Origin of the sequence: Cycloclasticus pugetii PS-1, assembly GCF_000384415.1 — a bacterium.
Lineage (GTDB): Bacteria > Pseudomonadota > Gammaproteobacteria > Methylococcales > Cycloclasticaceae > Cycloclasticus > Cycloclasticus pugetii.
On sequence record NZ_ARVU01000001.1, the window covers coordinates 998007 to 1020850 of the forward strand.

Genomic DNA, 22844 nt, shown 5'->3' on the forward strand with positions numbered 1-22844 from the left:
GAATCGCCAAGGGGCATTAGGTGGCTCTATCCATATTGACTAAATATTAAGGAAAGCAAATGATAAATTTTGATAATGAAAACGATACAGTTGTAGATCAAGAGGTTGTCAAAAAACTTAAAGGTTGGGGCAATTACATCCAAGCAAAACTTGGTTTCCGTAATCATTGGTATCCGGTTGGGTTTAGTGAAGATTTAGAAGAAAACAAGCCCAAGCCAATTCAATTAGGCGGCGAAAAACTATTAATCAACCGCATTGATGGAGAGGTGTTTTGTATTGCCGATACCTGCTTGCATCGTGGTGTGTCCTTCTCAGAAAAAATCGAATGTTACAGTAAAGACACTGTAACGTGCTGGTATCACGGATGGACCTATAATTTTAATGATGGCAAACTTTGCGATATTTTAACCGACCCAAATAGTCAAATGATTGGGACTCGTGCACTACAAACTTATCCTGTAGAAGAAGCAAAAGGGATGATGTTTGTGTTTCTAGGCGATGTCGCAGAAGGCGATGAACCGCCTGCGTTAGGCTTAGATTTACCACCCTGGTTTTTAGATGAAGACCGATATGTCATGGGGATAGGCCGTGAAATTGAATCTAACTGGCGCCTTGGTGCTGAAAACGGTTTCGACACAACACATATTTTTATTCATAAAGACTCATCTTATTTAACAGCACGCGATGCACCTATTCCACTTGGTTTTGCAACTGAGCAAAAATTAGAATTAGGCATTCACGACAAAGATGGAGCACCTAAAGGGGTCGTTGACCCATTAATGGGCAATTACCGACCTGTATTTGATGCAAATATCAAAGGTGAATCCGTTTTATCAAGTGTTCGCCCTGAAGGTGAGCATTCAACTATTTATCAAGTGTCGTTGTGGATGCCAGGCATTCTGACGGTAGAAAATCACCCTGAACCCGATATAACACAGGTTGAGTTTTATGTACCTATTGATGAAAAAAGACATATGTATTTTCAAATTCTGAGTAAAAAAGGGGTCACTGAGCCTGAGCAAATACACCGTTATAAAGAGGAATTCACGTCATTGCATGAACCGTTAGCGCTACGTGGTTTTAATGATGATGATATTTGGGCCAGAAAAGCATCTCAGGCATTTTATGATGATGATTATGGTTGGTTAGAAGAGCAGCTTTTTGAACCGGACCATAATTTAATCGCCTGGAGAAAACTGGCAAGTGAACATTGCCGTGGAATACAACGAGCACCTCGAACAGGGGCCGCTAGAGTAGTTGCACCAAAAAAAGAGTAACGGTTTTAAGTAACGTACTTAAAAGCTAAGAACGTTTAAATTTTATATGAGAGGGCATAATTTTGAATATAGAAAATGAATCACTATATGAAAAGAAATATATTGATGTGGATGGTATTAACACTTGTTATATAGAAGCCGGCGAGGGTGAGCCGTTAGTGTTAATACATGGTGGTGGCGCTGGCGCAAATGGCTACGGAAATTGGTTTGCTTGTTTGCCGTTGTTTGCCAAAAGCTTTAGAACCATCGCTGTTGATATGGTGGGCTTTGGTTTAACAGATAGCCCTGACCCCAGTGATTTTGAATATTCACAAAAAGCACGTTATGAACATATTGCTAACTTTATTAAAAAAATGGGGTTAGAGAAAGTCAACCTTGTTGGTAATTCAATGGGTGGAGCAACAGCCATGGGGGTTGCCGTTGAGTACCCAGAACTGTGTGAGAGGCTTATCTTAATGGGCAGTGCTGGGCTAAATACAGAGTTGGATATAGCAGCGCTTAAGCCTGTTTTAGGGTATGACTATACAAAAGAAGGGATGATAAGGCTGATAAAGGTTCTCACTAATGATTCGTTTCAAATTACCTCAGAAATGATTGATTACCGACACGCAAACTCAGTAGACCCAAAAAATGAAGCCTCTTATGCGGCGACTATGGACTGGGTTAGAAAAGCAGGGGGCTTGTTTTATGAAGAAGACTATATTGCCAGCGTGCAACAAAAAACACTGGTTGTGAATGGTAAAGACGACCAAGTGGTTCCTTTATCGAGTGCACATAAATTTTTAGAGTTAATGGATAACTCATGGGGTTATATCATGCCGCACTGTGGTCATTGGGCGATGATTGAGTACCCCGACGACTTTTCTAGTGCCGTGTCGGCTTTTATAAAATCGCACTAGTATGTTGAAGTGCTAATGAATTTTTTAACTAACCATATTATAGATGCCCTGAAAGCTAAGGGATAAAAGGAGTCTTATGTCTGAATTAATGATGCTTTGTAAAACAGCCGAGGTGACCGAAGATGCACCAATTCAAGTGGTGGTAGATGGTTTGCCCCCACTAGCGGTTTATGAGTTTAATAAAAGTTATTACGTTACCAGTGATATTTGCACACACGGAATGGCGTTTATGACAGAGGGTGAACAAGATGGAAATGAAATTGAGTGCCCTTTTCATGGTGGTGCATTTAATTTTGTCACAGGGGAAGTGGTGTCTATGCCCTGTCATATTCCATTAGAGACTTTTCCAGTCGTCATAAATGATGAATACGTGTGTATTGAAAAACCAGTGCTTGAGAAATGATTTATTACTCTTAACGGCGAGAGTAATTGTCTGCACGAATACTGGATAAAAGTTTATATGAGCGGGAAGTTTTTAAAAAGTACGATGGATAATACGCAAGCAGTGCTTAGTGTTATTTGAGGGTGAAAAATCCTTAATGAAAAAGCAATGGTATTAAAACCAAATAGGTTTAATCAGATAATAATTTTATTGTGAGGGATTAGAAAACAGTTGTGTTTGTGTAAGTGAGGTGAGAATGGCAGTTTACTGCGAATCGGTTTGATAGATAACACTGGTTAAGTAGTAGGGTGAAGACTCTAACCTTTATTGAAAAACAGTTTAATGAAGAACACCACTCCAATGTCGGGGATACGGATACTTATCTTTTTAGGGTTTGCATAGTGTTTAGGCAATCCCTCATTCGATAAGTTTTAAACAAGTTAAATATCAAATTATTCAGTTGGTATGAATAGTTGATGGGCATTTAAATATCGTTTAAGGAGTGGTTAAGTGAAGAAACGTATTTGTACAAGAAGGGTTATTGCTAGCCTATTGGTTTTTGCTGGGTTCAGCCAGGCATCAGGCGTTTTGTGGGCAGTAGAAGCGCAACAAAAAGTGGACATCAGAAACGGTTCCATGGGGTTAGCCCATATAAAATCGAATCAATTGGATGATCTTGAAAACCCAGTCTTAAAGCCCAGAGATAGCTTATTTGATATCACTCAACTGGCTGATCAATCTTACCTAATGGTTGGAAATGATGGCTTGATCATCAAAGCATCAAAGAAGCAGGCGGCAGAAAGGCTAGATTCCAATATTAACCACGACCTGTTTAGTACGCACGCCACCAAGCAAGGTGACGTGTTTTTAGGTGGTGCAAATGGGTCATTGTATAAGTCTAATGATCATTTGACTAACTGGTCAAAACAAATAATAGCACCCAATGAATCGATCTTTAACTTTATTGAGTTGAGCACCGCTGAAGTTCTTTTATCGGGTAGTTATGGGCTGCTGATGTCAAGTAGGCCACCTTATCAGCAGTGGGAAGCCGTCAATATACCTTGGGCAGACTTTCTAAAAGAAGCGTGGAATGAGTTTGGCGAAGCAGCCCCTCATTTATATGCTGGTTGCACTAACCAACGCGATGAATTACTGGTAGTTGGTGAGTTCGGCTTAGCACTTAAACGTGATACTGACGGGCAGTGGAGCAAAATACATGGGGGGGCTATAGAACCGGCTATTTATGGCTGTCAGCTATCCAATAACGGCAAAAATATCATTTTGGTCGGGCAACAAGGCATGGTTTACCAAACCAGTAATGGCGGCGATTCATGGGTTGAAAAGAGTATTTCAAAAGGAAGTGACCTATATAAGGTGGAAAAGATCAAAGACCTTTTCATTATTCTGGGCGATAAAAAGAAAATATACACCTCATTAACTTCATCAGACTGGGTGTGCCAGCGATTTATTGGTGACAGGCCTTTGGGTTGGTTTGTTGATATGGCAGTGCAAGGGGAAGACATCGCCATTATCGGCAGTAATGGTGGTTTTAAAGTGACAAGCTATGCGTCATTTGTAACCGCAATAAATCAATTGAATAACTCAAAGGAGCTTGTTAGCTGTGAATAATTGGGCTGAAAAAATACTATCATTACGGATCATATTATTGGTAATAGCTGGCATCATTACGGTTATTGCTGGGTTTTATGCATCCACCATTTCATTTAAAACGGTGTACGAGGAGATTTTGCCTCAACACCATCCATACATTGATACACACCTTGCCTACGAAGGGCAATATGGTGGTCCTTTAACAATCAAGCTTATTTTCGAGTCTAAAGAAGGCTCCATTTATCAGGCTGATGCGCTAAAAAAGATTAAAGCCATTACCGAAGGACTTGATGCAACGCCTTATGTCAATCATGATCAAGTGTTTTCAATCGCTTCTCGCAAAGTAAGGCGGGTAAAAATTGATGAGTTTGGTGCCAGCAGCATTCCGCTATTGCCGGGTGATGAACCACTACCAAAAACTGAAGGGCAGTTAAAAGCGTTTTCAGAACTGGTTGATAGCACGCCTGGGGTTCTTGGAACGTATGTCTCATTTGATAAAAGCTCTGCTTATTTTCAAGCCAGCTTAATTCCAGGTGAAATAGATTATACAAAGGTATTTAATTATTTAAACGCATTGTCAGAGCAATATAGCAATGAGACGTTCACCTTGCATATGTTTGGTCAACCCGTGTTAACAGGGTGGATCTATATGTACAACGCAGAAGTCATACAAATTTTATGTCTTTCTTTTCTGGTGATGTTAGTGATGCTTTTTTACTTCTCTAAAAACACAAGAATGGTTGTTTTAGCAGGTGTAACCTCTTTAATTAGTGCGGTATGGGGCTTGGGCTTTGTAGGCTTATTAGGTTGGTCTTTAGACCCCCTAATACTAGTGATTCCAATGCTAGTTATGGCACGTACCTTAAGTCATTCGGTACAAATGGGGATGCGTTATTTAGAAATAGCGCATGATCAGTTAAGTAAAATTGATGCCTGCGTTATCTTACTAAAAAAGCAATTTAAACCAGGTGTTTTGGGGATCGTAACCGATGCAGCAGGTATCTTCTTAATTGCGGTAGCCGATATTCCTGTGATGCAAAAACTAGCCACATTTGCAGGTATTTGGTCGCTTAGCGTGATTGTGACAGTACTTATCTTAATACCGTTAATGTTCAGCTGTGTAAAGCAAGTTGGTAAGGTCAATCTGTCAGTCGAAGATGAGAGTTATTGTCTTACAAAGAAAATATTAAGCGGTATATTCTATCTGTCAGATCATAAAACAAGCCGTGTCATCGTTTGGGTTGTTTTTATTACGGTATCAGCCAGTTCATTTTGGATTTCAAAAGATCTAAAAGTAGGTGAGGTTGAACCTGGCACCAGTTTATTATGGCCTGATTCGCCGTATAACCAAGCGGTGTCACTTCATACCAAAAAATTTATTGGTCCAGATCAATTGCTGGTGGTTGTTGAAGCCACACCAGCAGAAGAAAACAATGGTGCTAAGAAGGCTGACCGTGTGGATATCCGTGAATTGAGTGTTATAAAGAAAATTCAAACCTTTCAATATATGATGCAAAACACACCTGATATTAAAGGGAGTCTATCATTTGTAGATTTATTACCCAGTGTAAAACGCAGTTTATCGGGTAACTATCCTAAATTTGAAACGCTTCCCGTGGACGGCCGTGAATCGGGGCAGTTGGTCAATTTACTGCAGGCAAATGCTTCACCAGGCGATTTTAGTTACTTATTTGATAATGAATATAAAAATGCCAGTGTGCGCTTTTTTGTTTCAGACCATAAATCAGAAACGGTTAATAATGTTATTGAAAAGACTAAAAAAGTTATCTCTGAAATAGAAGCCACTGATAGTAGCCCCGGCAAATTACGCATGGCCGCAGGCAGTATTGGGATTGCATCAGCAACAAATAGTGAGGTGTCAAAAGCTCAAGGTTTAAACTTTATCTTAACGACAATGGTTATTATTGTTGCGATATGGTTTGGTTATCGATCCTTGTCAGCGGTATTGATTTTAATTACCCCATTATTATTTACTGATGTGGTTGTCGCAGCCATTATGGTGAAACTCGGGATGAGTATTAATGTAAATACCTTGCCCATTTTGTCGGTTGGCATGGGTATCGGGATTGACTATGGTATTTATTTGCTAAGTCGCTCAATAGAAGAGGGTAAACGCGGAGTACATAGTAGCTTGAACGAGGCTGTGCATCATGCAATTTTAACCAGTGGTCGAGCTATCTTTATTACCGCTATTACGATGGTCTTTGCGGTTGGTATTTGGTATTTCATGTCTAACTTACGCTTTCAAGCTGATATGGGCCTTTTACTTGCATTAGTGATGATTATCAATTGCTTAGGTGCACTTATTTTGATTCCTTTGGCGATACATACGTTTAAACCAAATTTATTAAAGGCCGATGCGTAATGTTTTGGTTAATAGATCGCACAATTAGTAATGCTTGTTAATATGAATATTATAGGTATGGTTATATTATGAGAATGAGTGGAAAAGTAGCCCTCATAACGGGGGGTGGTTCAGGGATTGGTGAAGCAAGTTGTCAGCGTTTAGCGCAAGAAGGTGCAACGGTTATCGTGACTGATATTAATTTAGACAGTGCCGAACGTGTTGCGGATGCGATAAATAATGAAGGAGGGCATGCTTGTCCTAAGTATCACGATGTAACCAAGGAAAAAGCTTGGGTAGCTTTGATCGATGAGGTTATCGATCAATTTGCTAGTTTAGATGTATTAGTAAACAACGCGGCTATTGCACCAACAGGGTCGGTAGAAGACACCTCTTTGGACGACTGGCGAAGTGTTCAGCAGGTCAATGTAGAAGGCGTTTTTATGGGTACACGTGAAGCCGTAAAAGCAATGAAAGAGAAAGGAGGCTCAATCATTAATATTTCTTCTGATTTAGGTATTATTGGTGAACCTACAATGGCTGCGTACAGTACGAGTAAAGGGGCTATTAGAGTTTTTACGAAAGCAGCTGCCTTACATTGTGCCAGGGAAGGCTACGCTATTCGGATAAACTCTGTACACCCTGGTTTTATTGATACACCCGCTGTAACCAGCACGGTAGCGGAAATGAGCGAAGATATGGCGAAGGCATTTAGAGAACGAATTTTAGCTGGAATTCCAATGGGGCGAATGGGTAGGCCTTTAGATGTAGCGAACGGCATTCTTTTCCTTTCTTCAGATGAATCTAGTTATATGACCGGTTCTGAGTTGGTGATTGATGGTGGTTTTATCGCTTAATGTTAAGTTTGCCAAACTGCTAGGTTAATCTGTATGAGGCAAGGCAAGCACTGACAGTTCGCCGAATATAATGCTTTTATTTAATTGCTTCCTTGATTAAAAGTTCATAAGGGATAAATCCCTAAGAATGATGCTGAGCAGTTACATTTATTTGTTATGTTAGACTTCTTTTTCCGTTATTAAAGACTGTGAAGAGGTTAACGAATTGACATTTAAAATTGCTTTTATCGGGCTTGGTGCAATGGGGCAAGCTATTGTTTCTAGAATTATACAAGCTGGCCATAGCGTTACGGTACATGACCTATCCGCTCAAGCTGTTAACGCGATGGTGGAGAAAGGAGCAACAGCACTTGAACAAGGTGTGCCGTTAGGCAGCGATAAAAACCTCGTGTTTGTCAGTGTGTCTCATGCCGATATCATGGAAAAGTTGATCTGTGAAGAAGGTGGTTTGTTAGATGGCATGGATGAGGGAGGCATTATTGTTGATTTAGGCACAACGCCCAGCGGGCAGTGTCGGCAGTTAGCAAAACTGGCCAGTGCTAAAGGTAAAGTTTTTTTAGATGCTCCTGTAAGTGGTTCAACGCCTTGGGCTGATGCTGGTACCTTGGCCATGATGGTCGGTGGAGAAGAGCAAAGCTATCAGCGAGTGCGGCCGATCCTCTCCTCATTTGCAAATAAAATTCACTATTTAGGTGGGTCGGGTAATGGGCAATTACTAAAATTGTGTCACCAGTTGACCTTTGTTTCTACCATAACAGGCATATCGGAAGCCATTGCTTTGGCCGAAGCGCACGGGCTTAAGGCTAAAATGGTTCTTGATGTATTGGCAGATTGCGTTGCGCCGAGGCATGTTATTGACTTTATGCTGCCGATGGCTGAAAACGAGCGTTTTGACCAAGGGCGTGGAACCTTAAAACTAGGCCATAAAGACCTACAAGCAGTTAAGCAAAGTGCCGAAGATGTCAGTTTAAAACTACCGCTCGCTGAAGAACTGTTGGGTTATATGGATAAGGCAATGAAAGAGGGTTGGCAAGATGCTGACTTGTTTGCTTTGGTTGATATGGCAAGAGATGAGTTTTATGCAACGATGAAAAGCCGTTAAGAAAAGACTTTTTTATATAAACAGGTTAAATGTTTATATGCTGACGTAAAGCCTCTAAATTTAGAATAGTAATCGTTTTGCCTTGTACCTCAATCAGGCCATCGCGTGTTAATTGTTTTAAAATTCTAGAAAAGGTTTCAGGCCGTACGGATAGGCGTGACGCTAGGGTTGCCTTTGGTGCTGTCCATTGTATTTTATAAGGCGATAGGGCATCGTTAGTGATGCCTTGGAGCATAAATTGAACAACACGCATGGTAGCATTTTGTAGGGTTAGCTGATCAATCTCCTGAATACTTCCATGTAAGCGTTGGCTCATTTTAGCCAGTATTTTTAAACAAGTGGCGGGTGACTGATCGAGTAGTTTAAGAAACGTACTCATTTTAATTTGTATCAGTTGGCAGTCACTAATCGCTTGCGCATGCACTGGATAGTGTTGAAAGTTCATAAACATTACTGCTTCAGCAAATGTTTGTCCTGGACGAATTAATTCGATCACTTTTTCCTCACCATTGGCAGAGAGGCGATACAGTTTAATCTCGCCGGCCTGTAAATAATAAAAGTACTTGGCCGGGTCTTGCTGGTGAAATAAATGGTTCCCATCGTTGAGTGAAAGCGTGCTAGTCGCCGTTTCAATTTGACTAAATTGTTGCTCATTAAAGCTGGCAAATAATAAATGTTGGCGTAATGAAGTCATGTTTTTTAGGTTTCTTGATGTAGGTCAATTACAACGGAAGGAGCGCTGCCTAGAATTCGCCACACATGTAAAAGACAAAGGAGACTAACATGTTTTGTTATCAATGCGAACAAACAGCACATTCAAAGAAAAATGGTATTGGCTGCCAAACAGCGCAAGGGGTTTGCGGTAAAGATGCCACCACCGCTGATTTACAGGATTTAATGACTTATAGCGTTAAAGGCATTGCGCAATATGCAAAGTTGGCTCGTGAGTTAGGCCACACAGACAATGAAGCAGATGTTTTTATTTTATATGGGTTATTTACGACCTTAACCAATGTTAACTTTAATGCAGATCGTTTTGTTGAGCTCATTGCTGAAGCTAAACAAATACGAGATCGTCTTAGGGAAGCGTATGAACATGCCGCCGTAGAACAAAATGTACCTATTGAAACGCCAGAAGGGCCAGCAGTGTGGGAGCCAGCGACGGTTAAAGCAGGTTTGTTGTTGCAGGTTGAACACGCAGCGATTGATAAAGACTTAGACATTGTTGGAGAAGATATTGTTGGTTTACGTGCCATGATGCTTTATGGCCTTAAAGGTGTAGCGGCATATTGCTACCATGCGCATGTTTTAGGTTACCAAAATGAAGAAGTTTTTGAGCGCATTGAAAAAGCGTTAGATTTGTTAGCGAACGAACCAACTGATGCAGAGCTTCTACTCGGAGGTTGTCTAGAAGTAGGGGCTATTAACCTAAAAGTAATGGAATTACTGGATGCGGCTAATACCGGTCAATTTGGTGCTCAAGAAGCGGGTGCAGCAAGAACAACGGCGGTTAAAGGGAAAGCCATTTTAGTCAGTGGGCATGATATGCAAGACCTTTATGACTTGCTTGAACAAACCAAAGATACGGGTATTAATATTTACACTCATGGAGAAATGTTGCCTGCTCATGCTTACCCAAAGCTAAAAGCATATCCTCACTTAATTGGTAATTATGGCACGGCTTGGCAGAACCAACATGTGGAATTTGCGGCCTTTCCAGGTGCCATCATCATGACATCAAACTGTTTAATTGAGCCGCAAGACTCTTATAAAGATAGAATTTTTACTGCTGGACCGGTCGGTTGGCCTGGAGTTCCTCATCTAGAACATGGTGATTTTACGTTGGCGATTGAAGCGGCTAAAGCAGCCGAAGGTTTTACCGAAGATGAAGAAGAAAAATCAGTGATGGTTGGCTTTGGTCGTCATACCGTATTGAGTGTTGCAGACAAAGTAGTTGAAGCGGTTAAAAGCGGCGATATTAGTCATTTCTTTGTAGTCGGTGGTTGTGACGGTGCGGCACCCGGTCGTAATTACTACACAGAGCTGGTTGAGCAAACACCCGATGATACCGTTGTTTTAACATTAGGCTGTGGTAAATACCGTTTCAATGATCAAGATTTAGGTGATATTGGCGGCATCCCGCGTTTATTAGATGTTGGCCAATGTAATGACACATACTCGGCTATTCAAATTGCCTTGGCATTGGCTAAAGAGTTTGACTGTGGCGTTAATGATTTACCACTATCTTATATGGTTTCATGGTTTGAACAAAAAGCGGTTGCGGTTTTACTGAGCTTGTTATCATTGGGTATAAAAGGCATTCACCTAGGGCCAACATTGCCCGGTTTTATCACCCCCAATCTTCTTAATATTCTTGTAGAAACGTTTGATATTAAACCGAATGGTGTGGCCTCAGAAGATTTAGCAAAAGCATTGGCTCAACAAGCCGCTTAATATTTAATTAATAACATTCTGATTAAAAAAGAGCGCCTAGAGCGCTCTTTTTTATATTAATAACCATTGATGTCACTGATGAATCGAGATGGCTTGTATAAGAAAAAATCACCAGCGGTGAATCTGATCTAGATCATTTAATAAGAAAATAGTGCTCTAAAACAAGGCTTGGCGAGAAAGCCAAAATAAAAAATTGATTAGGGTCAGTTTAATTAATAGGCGTAGCAGATAGAGTCACGTTTTTCGACATGATAATAAAAGTTAGATCATTTCACAGGAGATAAGATGAAGCCAGTTAATAAATTAATCCAACAAGACGGTGCGATTCAAGATCGTGCGATATTTTGGGATGAGGACATTTACCAAAAAGAGATGGAAGAAATTTTTGCTCGATGTTGGTTGTTTTTAACACATGAATCAATCATTCCCGATGAGGGTGATTATCAGTCGACAATGATGGGTGAGGACTCTGTTGTTGTTGCACGCCAGAAAGACGGCAGTATTAAAGCATTTGTAAACTCATGTACACATCGTGGTAATGCCGTTTGTTTTTCAGATGGTGGTAATGCTAAATCATTTACCTGCCCATACCATGGCTGGGTGTTTGGTATGGATGGTAACCTTGTTGATGTACCTTTAGAAAAACAGGCCTATCATAATGAAATTGATAAGAGTGCCTTACACCTTAAGAAAATAAGGGTAGAGAGTTATAAAGGCTTTGTCTTTGGTACATTTGATGATGAAGCGCCATCACTAAAAGATTACTTAGGTGGAATGGCTTGGTATATGGATTCATTTATGGACGTGCCCGGTGGCTGTGAGCTAATCGGCCCTCCGATGAAATCTATTCTAGATTGCAACTGGAAAAACCCAACAGAGAACTTTATTGGGGATGGCTACCATGTCGGTTGGGCACATGCGTCCGCGTTAGAAATAGCAGGTGGCCCATTAGCCATTGCCAAAGGTAATGCCGTTTATGATGCTGAAACATCCGGGTTGCAAGTTACCGTACCTGAAGGTCATGGGTTCGGTGTTATTTGGGAAGGCGCGGCTGCGCTTCATGGCGGCCCTGTTTTTGAAGCCTATCAAAAATGGTTGGATGACAGATCGCCACTGATTAGAGAAAAAATGGGTGAGCACCGTGAGAAGTTTTACCGTGGGCACTGGGATGCTGCAATTTTTCCTAATTGTTCATTTTTATACGGCACAAATACTTTCAAAATGTGGCAACCACGTGGCCCGCATAGTATTGAGGTGCTGACATGGACCTTAGTTGAAAAAGAAATGCCCGATCAGCTTAAACAAATGATACATACCGATAATATGCTGACCTTTGGTACAGCGGGTATTCTTGAAAGTGATGATGGTGAGAATATGGAGCAATGCACACAAACTAATCGTGGCTATTCTACACGTCAAGGGACGCTTTATCTTGGTATGGGAAAAGGGCATGAATACCTTGATCCTGAGTTACCCGGTTTGGTTAGTAAAGGATGGGTTAACGAAGCACCTCAACGAGGCATGTATCGTCGATGGGCAGAGTTTATGGAAGGTAAACCTTGGAGTGAATTGTCAACGACGGCTCAATTAGAGCAAAAAAAAGTAGGGGGCTAAAATGAGCAATAAACAACAAGCAGGACAAAGCGTTGATCAATCTACTCACTTTGAAGTTGAGCGTTTTTTAGTACAAGAAGCAAGAGCCTTGGATGAAGAGCGATTTGATGATTGGCTTGGAAATATGCTATGTAAAGATATTAGCTACCAGCTACCAACTCAAGAAGTGCGCTATCGCCGTGACAACAAGGTATTGGGCAATTCCCAAACAACATATTTATATAATGATGACTACGGCATGTTGAGTATGCGTGTGGCAAGAATGGCGACAGGCATTGTATGGGCTGAGGACCCTAGGGTTCGTAATCGTCGTATTATCAGTAATATAGATGCTCAATGGTCTGAGGCCGACGACGAAATTGATGTGCGTTCTGCCTTTATTTTATTTCGTAGTCGTATGCAAAGGGACCAAGCAACACATTACGGTATTCGGATGGATAAATTAAGAAAAGAAAAGGGTAACTGGAAACTAGCATCAAGGGTGATTACCTTAGATCAACGTGTTGTGCTAGACAAAAATATTCACTGTTTCTTTTAGCAAGCAGCCCGTTTAGTTCAACTTTACCAACCACCAGCCTAGCTAAGATAGGCTGGTGGTTTTTTTAATAACTTTCTTTGGAATGCTCAATAGTAAGGTTAGAACATTCTTGCAAGGCCTCTAAGTCCACAATGTGAATCTCTTTATTCATTTTATGAATACAGTTTTTATCAACCAGCCTAGTAAAGGCACGGCTGGTTGTTTCGTTGGCAAGTCCCAAGTAGCTTCCAATATCTTGACGAGACATCGGTAATTGAAAGTCTAATTGGTACTGATCAGATCGGCTGGTACGTTTGGATAAGGTTAATAGAAAAGTCGCTAATCTCGCAACAGCAGTGTGTTGAGACAGGCAATTAAAAAAGTCTTGGCCAGAAGCCAACGACAAACTAAATAGGTTGATAGCCCAGTCAGACAAAGCGGGTGTATATTTTCTTAATTCGGCCAGCTCCTGATAATTTACCCTGCAAAGTCTACTGTCTGTGAGTGTTTTAGCGGTGTTTAGGTAGCGCCTTTTTGAAATACTCTCAAGACCCACGATATCTCCAGGCATGTAAAAACCCGTAATATTTTCATCCCCCTTAGAGTTAGTAATATAGGTTTTTAACGCACCCGATTTAACAATATATAAGGCCTGAAAGTTGCTACCTTGATGGTATATATTTCGATGCCGAGGGTATTGCTTAGTGGGCGATACAATTTTATCGAGTTTATGAATATTATGCTCAGCAAAGGCGCTGGGTATACAGGTGTTTGCTAATGAGCAATCCTTACAATCTTCAGGCATAAAAGTATACTGTTTTACAATTTGACGGTGAATTTCATCACACTCTTGATCTATTAGCAATTGATAATATAGCTTGCTTATCTTTTAATCTCTATCTATTAACAATTTGTTTACAATAAGGTTATAACGTACATCAAAAATACTTCAGGTTAGAACAAGGAATGAAAATATGTTTAATATAGTAAGGCTACTTTTGCCGTTAGCATTTTTATTGGGGCTAACAGCTTGCTTAGAAACCGAGCAGCAAACACAAAAAAATAATGCCAATGAAGAGCTATCGTCCTTGGTTCAATTAGATGTTTTTAAAAGTCCCACCTGTCAATGTTGTGATGGTTGGGTAAGCCACGCAAAGCAACATGGTTTTATATCGACAACGCATCATCCGCTAGATTTAAATGAACTTAAATCAAAATGGGGAGTTGCCCCGCAGTACCAGTCTTGTCATACGGCGGTATCAAAAGAAGGTTATGTTTTTGAAGGGCATATTCCAGCGCAGGTAATACAACGTTTTTTAGCTGAAAAACCTGCTAATGCATTAGGTCTTGCTGTTCCTGGAATGCCGATTGGAAGTCCGGGAATGGAAATGGGTGACCGACGTGACGATTATGATGTTTTATTGCTGAAAAAAGATGGTGGCTCACAAGTTTATGCACGTATTCGTGCAAATAGTTAGTTTCAATGTATTCACGTCCATTAGGTGCTGCTGTGCTTATTTGTTGCCTTATGCTCACCTAGCGCCATACATGGGCGTTAATTGGACACAGGTGTATGGTAAAAGAGCATATCATGCAAAAGAAGTTGGCTATCAGTTTTAATTGAATGATTAACGCAGTACAGATATATAGCTTAAATTAAAACTTTAGCCAGCAGACATTGATGAGAGTAATGCATTCACCTGCGCAGTAGACGTTGGGCGAACCACGCGAGCTAATTCCACACCATCTTTTAATAAAATTAACGTAGGCCAGCGTCTAACTTTAAAGGCGCGGCCTAAAGCCAAACCTTTACCGTCATAAACCTTAACGTGCGCAAATTGAAGCGGTTTTAAGGTTTGCTCAATGGCAGATTGTGCCGCTTTGCAATGCTCGCACCATGGGGCTCCAAATTCTAAAAAGGCATAGCCGGTCAGTTGGCTAATGTCTTCTAAAATCGGGTTATCTTCAGCGTATAGAGGGTTAAACCCTATTTGACTAGCTTGCATAATGATGGCCTTTTTTAACGAGTTAGTCGAAAAGTTTAATTCTACACCTTATGCCAAAACATGCGCGGCATAAGCGGTGGTAAAGGCGGTTTCTTGAAACACTTTTAATCCAGTATCAGAAAAACTTATTGGTAAACGGTTTTCAGATAGAGCTAACTTAATTTCTTTTTGAGATAGCATTATTACATCAAGTGTATCAATCAACTGAATAGTTGCTTCTAATTTAAAACCAATGGGGCCACCGGCAAATTTGCCTTTTAAAGCACGCTCTTTAATGGCCACCTTGTTAATGCCATAGTCGGCCATCAATTTAGCAAAAGTTTTTTGGAAGTGTCGTAAGTCATCAGTAGAATGCCCCTTTGGCAAACTTACTTTACGGACTCGACAATCGGGTAAATTAAACGTTTGCTGTTCAAATTGAAGGAAACAAATAACAGCATCATTAGCAGAGAGTTCTACACCACAAATTTTCATAAATAATTTTTAGTTGTTTGAAATAATGTGTGACAGATTAGCATTTTTAGCTTGTATGATCTTGTTAGATACATACGTTGCAGGCGATTCATATCACGTTGATTGGCGTTATAGGTAAGGTGGTATGTTTAGATATCAAAGGCTAATAAAAGACGATATTGAAAATCATTTTCTTGACTCTCACCGTTCGCTAATGAGTCATAGTCATTAACAAACCCTACTTTTAGATTCAAATTATTAATATCTGCTAGGCCAATTTTCCAATTGAGTTCTGTTAAATTTCTAAACTCGCCTAATTTATCCAAATTTGGGTATAGGCTGTTTTTAAACTCTACCGAATGATGTTTACTAATAGCCCAAAAACTTTCAAGCCCCAAAAGTGCTTCTGGTGTCCAGTCATCATTGTCACCACCAAACTCTTTACTCACACCTAGACCTGTTCTACCGATAAGTGACCAAGCGTCTTTTTTTATTAATTGGCTACCTACACCGGCCGATAGGTCAATTTGGTGATCCCAATCTTCGAACTCATCCCAGTCATATCGACCCTTTATAAAAGAAAAGTGGGGTGTTGATGGGTTAAGAAAATCTCTTGTAAATTGAGCAAAAAAATCACTTTTTGTCGTTTCATTATCATCGCTACCATTGTTATATCCACTGGATATCGACCAACGTCTTGTTGTGTTTGAAAAATCCCCATTCACACCAATATGAATATCCATATCTTGTGTATTACCTTCATTGCCATTAATCCCTAGTTCAGCGGATCTTTTCCAGTCTTTAAAAAAGCCGGTACCTAATAGGCCGTTATCTTTTTTATCGACTATTTTTTCTTCGCTCACTACAGCTGGTTTAATGTTGGACGAAGGGATAGTTACTAAGCCTAAAATAGGGTGAGAAAGGGTGACTTGTCCATTTTCTGTTTTAATAACATCACCGTTCAAGGTGTCTCCATTGAGTAATTTAATTTCAGTAGCGATTGCGGATTGGAAAAAAGCTAAGCTCAGCAGAAAGATAAAAGGCTTCATAAAATAATAATTAGATAGGGCAGAAAAACAGGTTAAACAAGAATAGTTTTGCTTGATAGGGGGGCGCTATGGCCACGTGTGTTTATTACAAACCGATCATTATAAACAAAGTTGATTTAGTTTTGCGTATTGGAGAAGCATAATAGTTTTGGCATCAACGATATCGCCTGTTGCGATCATTTGATATGCCGCTTCAAAATTAAGCTCTAAGACTTCAATGTTTTCTTGTTCATGCGCGAGTCCTCCGCCTTCACTTATTTTCATTTGCGGTGTGTATTCAGCAATAAAAAAATGCAGTATTTCAGTCACTACGCCTGGGGACATATAGGCTTGAAAAACTTTCTTAACCGTTTTAACGCTGTATCCAGTTTCTTCCTCAATTTCTTTTTTTATACATATTTCTGGTTCGTCGCCGTCTAACAAACCTGCACAGGTTTCAATGAGAAGGCCGTCATTATTGCCATTTAAATAGCTGGGTAAACGAAACTGTCTAGTAAGAATAACGCTCTGCTTTGCTGCACTATAGAGCAGTACCGTAGCACCATTGCCTCGGTCATAAACCTCACGTTGATGTTGCTCCCATTGACCGTTTTCTTTTTGGAAATCGAAGGTATATTTATTCAATGTATACCAGTTATCGGATAGTACTTTTTTACTTAAATTTTTAATACTCTGAATCATAATATCGAGGGGTATAGATATTTATTTGGCTGTTACTCATTATATTGCAATGTCGCAAGGTGTTCTTGCCGAGTAGGTAAGCTGTGGGTTTATAAATAAGGGGTAAAAAGCCACCAAAAGGCATCCCAAGCTTTTATTACAAAAGAGCGTTTATTGAGTTTTTGGGGCGTTATTTCAATGGCTTGTTGTTTATCGTTGTTTATAATTTTGGCCATTGATTGAGCAAAATTAGCATCAAATATTTCGACATTAAGTTCAAAATTTAATCGCAAACTACGAGAGTCAATATTAGCCGATCCAATTTGGCAATAATGATCGTCTATTAGTAACAGTTTTGAATGTACAAAAGGGCTGGGCTGATAATAAATTTTTACGCCATAGGCTAGAAAATGGCGCATGTTATTTCGCATCGCCCAATGAATATAAGGTTGGTTATTATGGACCGGCAATAATATTGAAACATCTACACCTCTCAGTGCGGCAGACTGTAAAGCAATAATCAGCCCATTAGGCGGTAAAAAATAGGGTGTCACCAGTGTAATACTCGATTGAGCACTGTTAAGAGCGCTAATCATTACTTTTGTTAATACATTTATATTAATGCCCGGACCATCACTGATAGCGCGACAGGATGATTGTCCGTATGTGTTAATGTCATAGCACTTGCTTGGTAGCTTTTCACCACAGGCGTAAAACCAGTCATTCTCAAATATTTGACCGATTTGTTGTACAACAGGGCCTTTCAAGCTAAACATAAAATCTTTAGTTGCCCTGTTAGGCTGACACGTTTGTACTAAATGACATTGGCGAATATTCATTCCGCCCGTAAACGCATGTTTTCCGTCACATAATAAAATTTTGCGGTGGTTACGCAGGTTAAGTGTAAAGCGCGGTAACATTTTTCCTATGGGTAAAAAGGTAAGTGTCGTTACACCACGAGCAACTAGAGCCTTTCTAGTTTGACCGAGACTGTACCAAGAACCTACACCATCAAGTAACACACGAACATCAACACCACGTTCCACAGCATCAGCCAGCGCATCGATAAACTGTTCACCAACACCGTTAGACTCAAAAATGTACATGGATAAATAAACCCACTCAGTTGCTTCATGAATAGTTTTTAACATCGCTGGGTAAGCATTCTCACCCTGACTAAGTATCTGTATTTGGTTGCCTTCGCTTAAGGGTAGTCCGGTAACAGCCAAACTAAGACGTTGATGAGGTGATAAAGGTCTGCTTTTTTTATCAACAAAGGTAATAGGTTTGGGAATAGTGCTAAGTGAGGTATCAGCAACTGCGCCTAGTGATAAAACTTTATTGTGAGCGCGGTTTATTCCTAAAACAAGGTAGAGAATAGGACCAACAAATGGAAGAGAAAAGCAGGTAATAATCCAAAGTAGTGATGACCTAGGATCGTTTTTATTCATCAGTGCATGTAAAGCGGTTGAAACCGACAACATAATTAGTAGCAGTTGGATCAGCCAGTTTAGAGTTAGCCAAAAAGTAATCATATTTTTCTTAACGAGAGGCGATGAAAATTAGCCGAGACTGATTAGTCTACGCTGATTTTTTAAAGTCACAAATCAACTTGCCGATGCTTACTAAGCTTTAAAAATTAGGTAGCCCCCAGCGGCTAACATAAAACTACCGGCTGTTTTTCTAACCACGTTATCAAACTTATTAGCGGATGCAACAGCAACTATTTTAGCGGCTGAAAACGCATATAGAATTTTTACACTAGCTAGGCTAATAACCATAATAGAAATTAAAATTAGAATATCTGGGGTTTGAACGGTAGACAGATTAACGAATACAGGTAAGAAACTAGCGTAAAAAATAATGGCTTTAATATCGCCCAAAGTTAATATTAAGCCTGCAGCGAAACTAGCGAATAAATTTTGTTGTTTTACGCTTTTATCAACTGATATTGAGCTAGCACCGTTGGACGTGATGAGCGTATAACCTAACCAAAGTAGGTAAGCGGCTCCGAGGTGTTTAATAACCATAAATAAGCTACCCAAGGTGTCAGCCACAACCGACAAACCAACAATAGCCAGTAGAATAAAGATCAAATCACCCAGAATGATGCCGGCAGTTACAGCAACACCGTTGGCTACACCAAATGTGGCTGAGCGCGTAACAACTAAAGCAACACTAGCACTGGGTAAAGCTGCCAGCGCAACCATCATGCCGAATAGAGTAATAATCTCAATAATGCTCATTCTTTTTGCCTATTGATTGTGCTGGTTATTTATTAGCCGCCAACTGACTAATAAAGATGATAGAAACGGCTTCTTTTATGTGTGAGTTTACAGGCTCAAGTATTTCAATAAGCTCAAGCTTATTAAGATTAAACAGGGCTTTCCATGTTTCTAATGTTCTAAAGTACCAAGGTGGTGGGTTTGTAAACTGCTGATTAAAGCCAGCCCAAGTGCCTTTTCGCCACCCATCCTGGTATTTAACATGTCCGCAGCCGTTAATAGGGTGGATAGTTTGAATAATAAAATAACCTTGCTCATTTAGAACATGTGGTATGCAGTTAAAAACATGATTAACAGATTCATTACCTAATAATGAAAAGTTACAAACAGCTACATCAAATTTTTCTTTAATAACACGTTGGCTTAACTGCTCATAAGGTATTAGCTTAAAGATACCGCCGCCCAGTCTGTTAGCCTCATCAACAAGGCCGGGCACAACATCTATACCAAATGTAGTAATACCCGAATCGCTTAATTTTCTAGCTAACCAACCCTCGCCACAGCCTATGTCTAATACGGTTTGAGGTTTTTTTTGTAAAATTGTGTCGGTGATTGCCTTATTTGTAAGCAGCGTTCTGCTTGCTATTTCATTATCACGAATAGCAACAACCCATGGTTTTGCATTTTGTAACCACGAATCAATGATATGTTTGTCAGAAAAGTTATCATCCATATTGAAAAGGGGTGGGTTTTATCTCATTTATATTCTCATAGGAGAGCTAACATTGTGCTGTGTTACACAACACTGTCAATAGGTATTAGAAGCAGGGTGGTTTGAACGGGGGAATAATTGAAGAATTTGCTATACGTTGATTCCCGCATATTAACTAGAAGGACTAATTAGATACCTTCTTTCTAGCTAAGCTGTAATTTCACCCCACTTAGAATGACGCGCACGCTGCTGATGAAAGTCAAATACTTTGAATCAATAGGGTAGACTAGAGCAATTTAAACCTTTATCGTTTGTTTAAAATAAACTCTATGCCCTGTTTGTTGTCTTGTATATTTCTTCAGGTGTTCTTTACAGAGCCTTTAATCAATCGAGCCTGACTCTACTGATTATTTACAAGGGTGCTCTTTTATAATTCTTTTACCCACGTTTTCATGAGTCTCTATAACATGCTAACGAAGCGTTCGTTCATCATATGTTCAGCTTGGAGTCCATAAAGTTATAATCCAACTTCATATATATAAAGGAATCAATATGAGCATACGGAAAATAACTACCAATATAGCCATGGCAAGCGCTATCGTTATGGCAGTCGGTTGCGCTAGTACAGAACAAGGAAGTACTAGTGTTTTAGAGTCTCAACTTAAGGGTCGCGCAGCCGCATTAGATAGTCGGGAATCAGCCATTGCACAAAGAGAAGCGGAACTAGCTGCTTCAGCTTCTAGCCAATCTTCAATGAAAAGCGACCTATTGCCACCTAATGCAAAGAGTGGTGAGTGTTATGCCCGAGTATGGGTGCCTGAAAAATTCAAAACAGTCAGTGAACAAATGCTGGCAACCGAAGCATCAGAACGTGTTGAAATTATCCCTGCTACATATGAGTGGGCCACAGAGACCGTTGAAGTCAGTCCAGCTTCAAGCAAACTTGTTGCTGTACCTGCCGTATACGGTACAGAGTCTGAGACAATAAAAATGAGCGATGAACAGCTTGTTTGGCGATTAGACCGCAGTAAAAATTCAACGCCTGCTAGTAGCGAGCTTTTAGCATTAGCAAAAAAATACGGTGCTGATCTTGACTCCGCAACGCCCGGTATGTGCTTTCATGAGCACGCACTTCCAGCTAAGTTTGAAAATGTAACAGAGCAAGTTTTAACAGCTGAGGCATCTGAAACAGTTAAAACAATTCCAACAACCTACCGTACCGTTGAAAAAACCGTTCTTGTTAGTGAAGCGTCAAGCAAAATCATTCAAGTACCTGCTACCTTTAAAACTGTATCAGAAAAAGTACTTGTTAAGCCTGCACACACCATCTGGAAGAAAGGCACTGGCCCAATCCAGCGTATTGATTCTGCCACCGGTGAGATTATGTGCTTAGTTGAAGTGCCTGCAGAATATAAAACAGTAAGCAAGAGTGTACTTGCAACACCAGCCACCACTAAAACGGTTGAGATTCCTGCTCAGTATAAAACTGTCTCGGTCCAAGAAGTGGTTAAACCAGCATCAGAATTACGCACAGCAATACCTGCAAAATACGATACGTTAACAAAAACAAATCAAGTGACTGCTGCAACGTTTACTTGGCATGAGATTCATAATAAAGAGCATCCTACTTCTTCACGAACAGGACAAAAGGTATGTTTAACAAAAACGCCTGCTACGTTTAAAACAGTAACTAGACAAGTTGTTAAAACACCTGCAACAACTCGTGAAGTTACCATTCCTGCACAGTTTAAAACGATTAAAGTACGTAAACTAGCTTCACCAGCAACTGAAAAACGAATCGCCATTCCAGCGACATATAAAACAGTTACTCACCAAGAGTTAGTTAGCGATGGCTTTATGCAATGGCGCTCTATCTTATGTGAAACCAACATGACTCAAGGGCGTATTTCAAAAATTCAATCTGCGTTAAAAGCAAAAGGCTTCAACCCTGGCAGAATTGATGGCGTGATTGGTGCAGAAACAATCGCTGCAGTTAATGCATTTCAATCAGCTAATAAACTACCCGTCGATAAGTATCTGAATGTTGAAACAGTAAAGGCGTTAGGTGTATCTGTAAAATAACAACGTAATATTAACGATAAAAAAAACCCGCTACGGCGGGTTTTTTTTATACCTTTCTAAAATCAATGGATCAGGCTAGATGGGGTTTGTCTGTAAACGTTTATATCTTCCTTATTAATACTGTAGTTATAGCTATAAGTGATGCAAAGAGCTTAATATTTCCACAGTACATTTAAAGTTACTCATAACTCTCCTGAAAAGCTAACGAAGCCAATAAGCAGATGCCAAAAGTTGCAGAGCGAAGCGGCGCAGCTTTTGGCAGCCCGAGTTAATTTTCCTTGTTAAGTGATTGCTCTGCTGGGTTGGTTTGTAAGAGCACCAACCTAAACTCCCCATAATCTTTAGCCAAAATCATCTTGACTGGTACGATAGAAATTAGTAGTCCTATTATCATGCCGATTGGTGCTGTAATAAATTGTATGGTTTGACTAGAAACTCCCACAATTGCTAGTATGAATCCAATAATAAAGCCGATGACACCCCCAATTATCATTGCAACTATGATTGCAATGATATTTCTCCAGAGATACGCCCACCATACTTTTGCTGCTCGTTTCCAAGTTACTTCGAGTTCCATTC

General features: G+C 40.0%; 22 protein-coding genes. 12 read left to right on the forward strand and 10 right to left on the reverse strand.

The annotated features are described in order from the left end of the window. Window positions 1–59: 59 nt before the first annotated feature. From CYCPU_RS11685 to CYCPU_RS0104875, 7 genes are all read left to right on the forward strand, one after another. Window positions 60–1277 (forward strand): Rieske 2Fe-2S domain-containing protein, encoded by a 1218-nt coding sequence (locus CYCPU_RS11685; RefSeq protein ID WP_016389438.1) that lies wholly within the window; start codon window positions 60–62, stop codon window positions 1275–1277. Between the two features lie 62 nt (window positions 1278–1339). Continuing rightward, on the forward strand, window positions 1340–2176 hold the full coding sequence (locus tag CYCPU_RS0104850) for an alpha/beta fold hydrolase (RefSeq protein WP_016389436.1): 837 nt from the start codon (window positions 1340–1342) through the stop codon (window positions 2174–2176). Between the two features lie 76 nt (window positions 2177–2252). After that, window positions 2253–2579, forward strand: a complete 327-nt coding sequence (locus CYCPU_RS0104855; protein WP_016389434.1) for a non-heme iron oxygenase ferredoxin subunit — start codon at window positions 2253–2255, stop codon at window positions 2577–2579. A gap of 489 nt (window positions 2580–3068) precedes the next feature. After that, complete coding sequence (locus CYCPU_RS0104860; protein ID WP_020162079.1) at window positions 3069–4187, forward strand: beta propeller repeat protein; 1119 nt, start codon at window positions 3069–3071, stop codon at window positions 4185–4187. Continuing rightward, on the forward strand, window positions 4180–6555 hold the full coding sequence (locus tag CYCPU_RS0104865; protein ID WP_020162080.1) for an efflux RND transporter permease subunit: 2376 nt from the start codon (window positions 4180–4182) through the stop codon (window positions 6553–6555). Before CYCPU_RS0104860 ends, CYCPU_RS0104865 begins: the two co-directional genes overlap by 8 nt. Before the next feature lie 74 nt (window positions 6556–6629). Then, window positions 6630–7391 (forward strand): SDR family NAD(P)-dependent oxidoreductase, encoded by a 762-nt coding sequence (locus CYCPU_RS0104870; protein ID WP_198003962.1) that lies wholly within the window; start codon window positions 6630–6632, stop codon window positions 7389–7391. Between the two features lie 205 nt (window positions 7392–7596). Beyond that, a complete protein-coding gene (locus CYCPU_RS0104875) occupies window positions 7597–8493 on the forward strand; it encodes an NAD(P)-dependent oxidoreductase (RefSeq protein ID WP_020162082.1) in 897 nt (298 codons plus the stop codon). A gap of 25 nt (window positions 8494–8518) precedes the next feature. Here the strand turns inward: CYCPU_RS0104875 and CYCPU_RS0104880 are convergent, their stop codons facing one another. Next, the gene (locus CYCPU_RS0104880; RefSeq protein WP_020162083.1) at window positions 8519–9187 is read right to left on the reverse strand and encodes a Crp/Fnr family transcriptional regulator; all 669 of its coding nucleotides are present in this window, start codon (window positions 9185–9187) and stop codon (window positions 8519–8521) included. A gap of 89 nt (window positions 9188–9276) precedes the next feature. On the opposite strand from CYCPU_RS0104880, the gene hcp reads away from it, so the two are divergent. The 3 genes from hcp (at window position 9277) to CYCPU_RS0104895 (ending at window position 13099) form a co-directional block, all read left to right on the forward strand. Then, window positions 9277–10947, forward strand: coding sequence for a hydroxylamine reductase (hcp, locus tag CYCPU_RS0104885; protein WP_020162084.1), 1671 nt, complete (start codon window positions 9277–9279; stop codon window positions 10945–10947). A gap of 285 nt (window positions 10948–11232) precedes the next feature. Beyond that, on the forward strand, window positions 11233–12561 hold the full coding sequence (locus tag CYCPU_RS0104890) for an aromatic ring-hydroxylating oxygenase subunit alpha (RefSeq protein WP_015005786.1): 1329 nt from the start codon (window positions 11233–11235) through the stop codon (window positions 12559–12561). 1 nt (window position 12562) lies between these two features. Beyond that, window positions 12563–13099 carry an aromatic-ring-hydroxylating dioxygenase subunit beta gene (locus CYCPU_RS0104895; RefSeq protein WP_015005787.1) on the forward strand — a complete coding sequence of 179 codons (537 nt, stop codon included), beginning with the start codon at window positions 12563–12565 and terminating at the stop codon, window positions 13097–13099. 64 nt (window positions 13100–13163) lie between these two features. Here the strand turns inward: CYCPU_RS0104895 and CYCPU_RS0104900 are convergent, their stop codons facing one another. Beyond that, complete coding sequence (locus CYCPU_RS0104900; RefSeq protein ID WP_015005788.1) at window positions 13164–13883, reverse strand: Crp/Fnr family transcriptional regulator; 720 nt, start codon at window positions 13881–13883, stop codon at window positions 13164–13166. A gap of 169 nt (window positions 13884–14052) precedes the next feature. Between CYCPU_RS0104900 and CYCPU_RS0104905 the strand changes: the two genes are divergently transcribed. Further along, window positions 14053–14556 carry a DUF411 domain-containing protein gene (locus CYCPU_RS0104905; protein ID WP_016389422.1) on the forward strand — a complete coding sequence of 168 codons (504 nt, stop codon included), beginning with the start codon at window positions 14053–14055 and terminating at the stop codon, window positions 14554–14556. Between the two features lie 186 nt (window positions 14557–14742). On the opposite strand, the gene CYCPU_RS0104910 is transcribed toward CYCPU_RS0104905, so the two are convergent. The 7 genes from CYCPU_RS0104910 to CYCPU_RS0104940 all read right to left on the reverse strand — a co-directional run bounded on the left by CYCPU_RS0104910 (window position 14743) and on the right by CYCPU_RS0104940 (window position 20204). Beyond that, entirely contained in the window at window positions 14743–15084 is a 342-nt protein-coding gene (locus tag CYCPU_RS0104910) for a thioredoxin family protein (RefSeq protein WP_016389420.1), read from the reverse strand. 48 nt (window positions 15085–15132) lie between these two features. Beyond that, window positions 15133–15558 (reverse strand): DUF3010 family protein, encoded by a 426-nt coding sequence (locus CYCPU_RS0104915; RefSeq protein WP_015005791.1) that lies wholly within the window; start codon window positions 15556–15558, stop codon window positions 15133–15135. Window positions 15559–15686: 128 nt separating this feature from the next. Beyond that, window positions 15687–16586 (reverse strand): DUF481 domain-containing protein, encoded by a 900-nt coding sequence (locus CYCPU_RS0104920; RefSeq protein WP_020162086.1) that lies wholly within the window; start codon window positions 16584–16586, stop codon window positions 15687–15689. A 99-nt stretch (window positions 16587–16685) separates the two neighbouring features. Beyond that, entirely contained in the window at window positions 16686–17267 is a 582-nt protein-coding gene (gene nudK / locus CYCPU_RS0104925; protein WP_020162087.1) for a GDP-mannose pyrophosphatase NudK, read from the reverse strand. A gap of 89 nt (window positions 17268–17356) precedes the next feature. After that, window positions 17357–18781, reverse strand: coding sequence for a cardiolipin synthase (cls, locus tag CYCPU_RS0104930; RefSeq protein WP_020162088.1), 1425 nt, complete (start codon window positions 18779–18781; stop codon window positions 17357–17359). Between the two features lie 90 nt (window positions 18782–18871). Beyond that, window positions 18872–19492: a LysE family translocator gene (locus CYCPU_RS0104935; RefSeq protein ID WP_020162089.1), complete on the reverse strand. Its 621-nt coding sequence runs from the start codon at window positions 19490–19492 to the stop codon at window positions 18872–18874. 25 nt (window positions 19493–19517) lie between these two features. After that, a complete protein-coding gene (locus tag CYCPU_RS0104940; RefSeq protein WP_020162090.1) occupies window positions 19518–20204 on the reverse strand; it encodes a class I SAM-dependent methyltransferase in 687 nt (228 codons plus the stop codon). Window positions 20205–20735: 531 nt separating this feature from the next. Here CYCPU_RS0104940 and CYCPU_RS11690 point away from each other — a divergent pair. After that, window positions 20736–22265: a peptidoglycan-binding domain-containing protein gene (locus tag CYCPU_RS11690; RefSeq protein ID WP_020162091.1), complete on the forward strand. Its 1530-nt coding sequence runs from the start codon at window positions 20736–20738 to the stop codon at window positions 22263–22265. A gap of 268 nt (window positions 22266–22533) precedes the next feature. Here the strand turns inward: CYCPU_RS11690 and CYCPU_RS0104950 are convergent, their stop codons facing one another. Further along, a complete protein-coding gene (locus CYCPU_RS0104950; RefSeq protein ID WP_020162092.1) occupies window positions 22534–22842 on the reverse strand; it encodes a hypothetical protein in 309 nt (102 codons plus the stop codon). Between the last annotated feature and the right edge of the window lie 2 nt (window positions 22843–22844).

Excerpts from the sequence above, each read along its gene's own strand:
- CYCPU_RS0104920 (WP_020162086.1), bottom strand. The coding sequence starts at position 16,586 with ATGAAGCCTTTTATCTTTCTGCTGAGCTTAGCTTTTTTCCAATCCGCA.
- CYCPU_RS0104910 (WP_016389420.1), bottom strand. The coding sequence starts at position 15,084 with ATGCAAGCTAGTCAAATAGGGTTTAACCCTCTATACGCTGAAGATAAC.
- CYCPU_RS0104855 (WP_016389434.1), top strand. The coding sequence starts at position 2,253 with ATGTCTGAATTAATGATGCTTTGTAAAACAGCCGAGGTGACCGAAGAT.
- CYCPU_RS0104870 (WP_198003962.1), top strand. The coding sequence starts at position 6,630 with ATGAGTGGAAAAGTAGCCCTCATAACGGGGGGTGGTTCAGGGATTGGT.
- CYCPU_RS0104890 (WP_015005786.1), top strand. The coding sequence starts at position 11,233 with ATGAAGCCAGTTAATAAATTAATCCAACAAGACGGTGCGATTCAAGAT.
- cls (WP_020162088.1), bottom strand. The coding sequence starts at position 18,781 with ATGATTACTTTTTGGCTAACTCTAAACTGGCTGATCCAACTGCTACTA.
- CYCPU_RS0104915 (WP_015005791.1), bottom strand. The coding sequence starts at position 15,558 with ATGAAAATTTGTGGTGTAGAACTCTCTGCTAATGATGCTGTTATTTGT.
- CYCPU_RS0104880 (WP_020162083.1), bottom strand. The coding sequence starts at position 9,187 with ATGACTTCATTACGCCAACATTTATTATTTGCCAGCTTTAATGAGCAA.
- CYCPU_RS11685 (WP_016389438.1), top strand. The coding sequence starts at position 60 with ATGATAAATTTTGATAATGAAAACGATACAGTTGTAGATCAAGAGGTT.
- CYCPU_RS11690 (WP_020162091.1), top strand. The coding sequence starts at position 20,736 with ATGAGCATACGGAAAATAACTACCAATATAGCCATGGCAAGCGCTATC.
- CYCPU_RS0104950 (WP_020162092.1), bottom strand. The coding sequence starts at position 22,842 with ATGGAACTCGAAGTAACTTGGAAACGAGCAGCAAAAGTATGGTGGGCG.
- CYCPU_RS0104905 (WP_016389422.1), top strand. The coding sequence starts at position 14,053 with ATGTTTAATATAGTAAGGCTACTTTTGCCGTTAGCATTTTTATTGGGG.
- CYCPU_RS0104900 (WP_015005788.1), bottom strand. The coding sequence starts at position 13,883 with ATGCCTGAAGATTGTAAGGATTGCTCATTAGCAAACACCTGTATACCC.
- CYCPU_RS0104940 (WP_020162090.1), bottom strand. The coding sequence starts at position 20,204 with ATGGATGATAACTTTTCTGACAAACATATCATTGATTCGTGGTTACAA.
- CYCPU_RS0104935 (WP_020162089.1), bottom strand. The coding sequence starts at position 19,492 with ATGAGCATTATTGAGATTATTACTCTATTCGGCATGATGGTTGCGCTG.
- hcp (WP_020162084.1), top strand. The coding sequence starts at position 9,277 with ATGTTTTGTTATCAATGCGAACAAACAGCACATTCAAAGAAAAATGGT.
- nudK (WP_020162087.1), bottom strand. The coding sequence starts at position 17,267 with ATGATTCAGAGTATTAAAAATTTAAGTAAAAAAGTACTATCCGATAAC.
- CYCPU_RS0104895 (WP_015005787.1), top strand. The coding sequence starts at position 12,563 with ATGAGCAATAAACAACAAGCAGGACAAAGCGTTGATCAATCTACTCAC.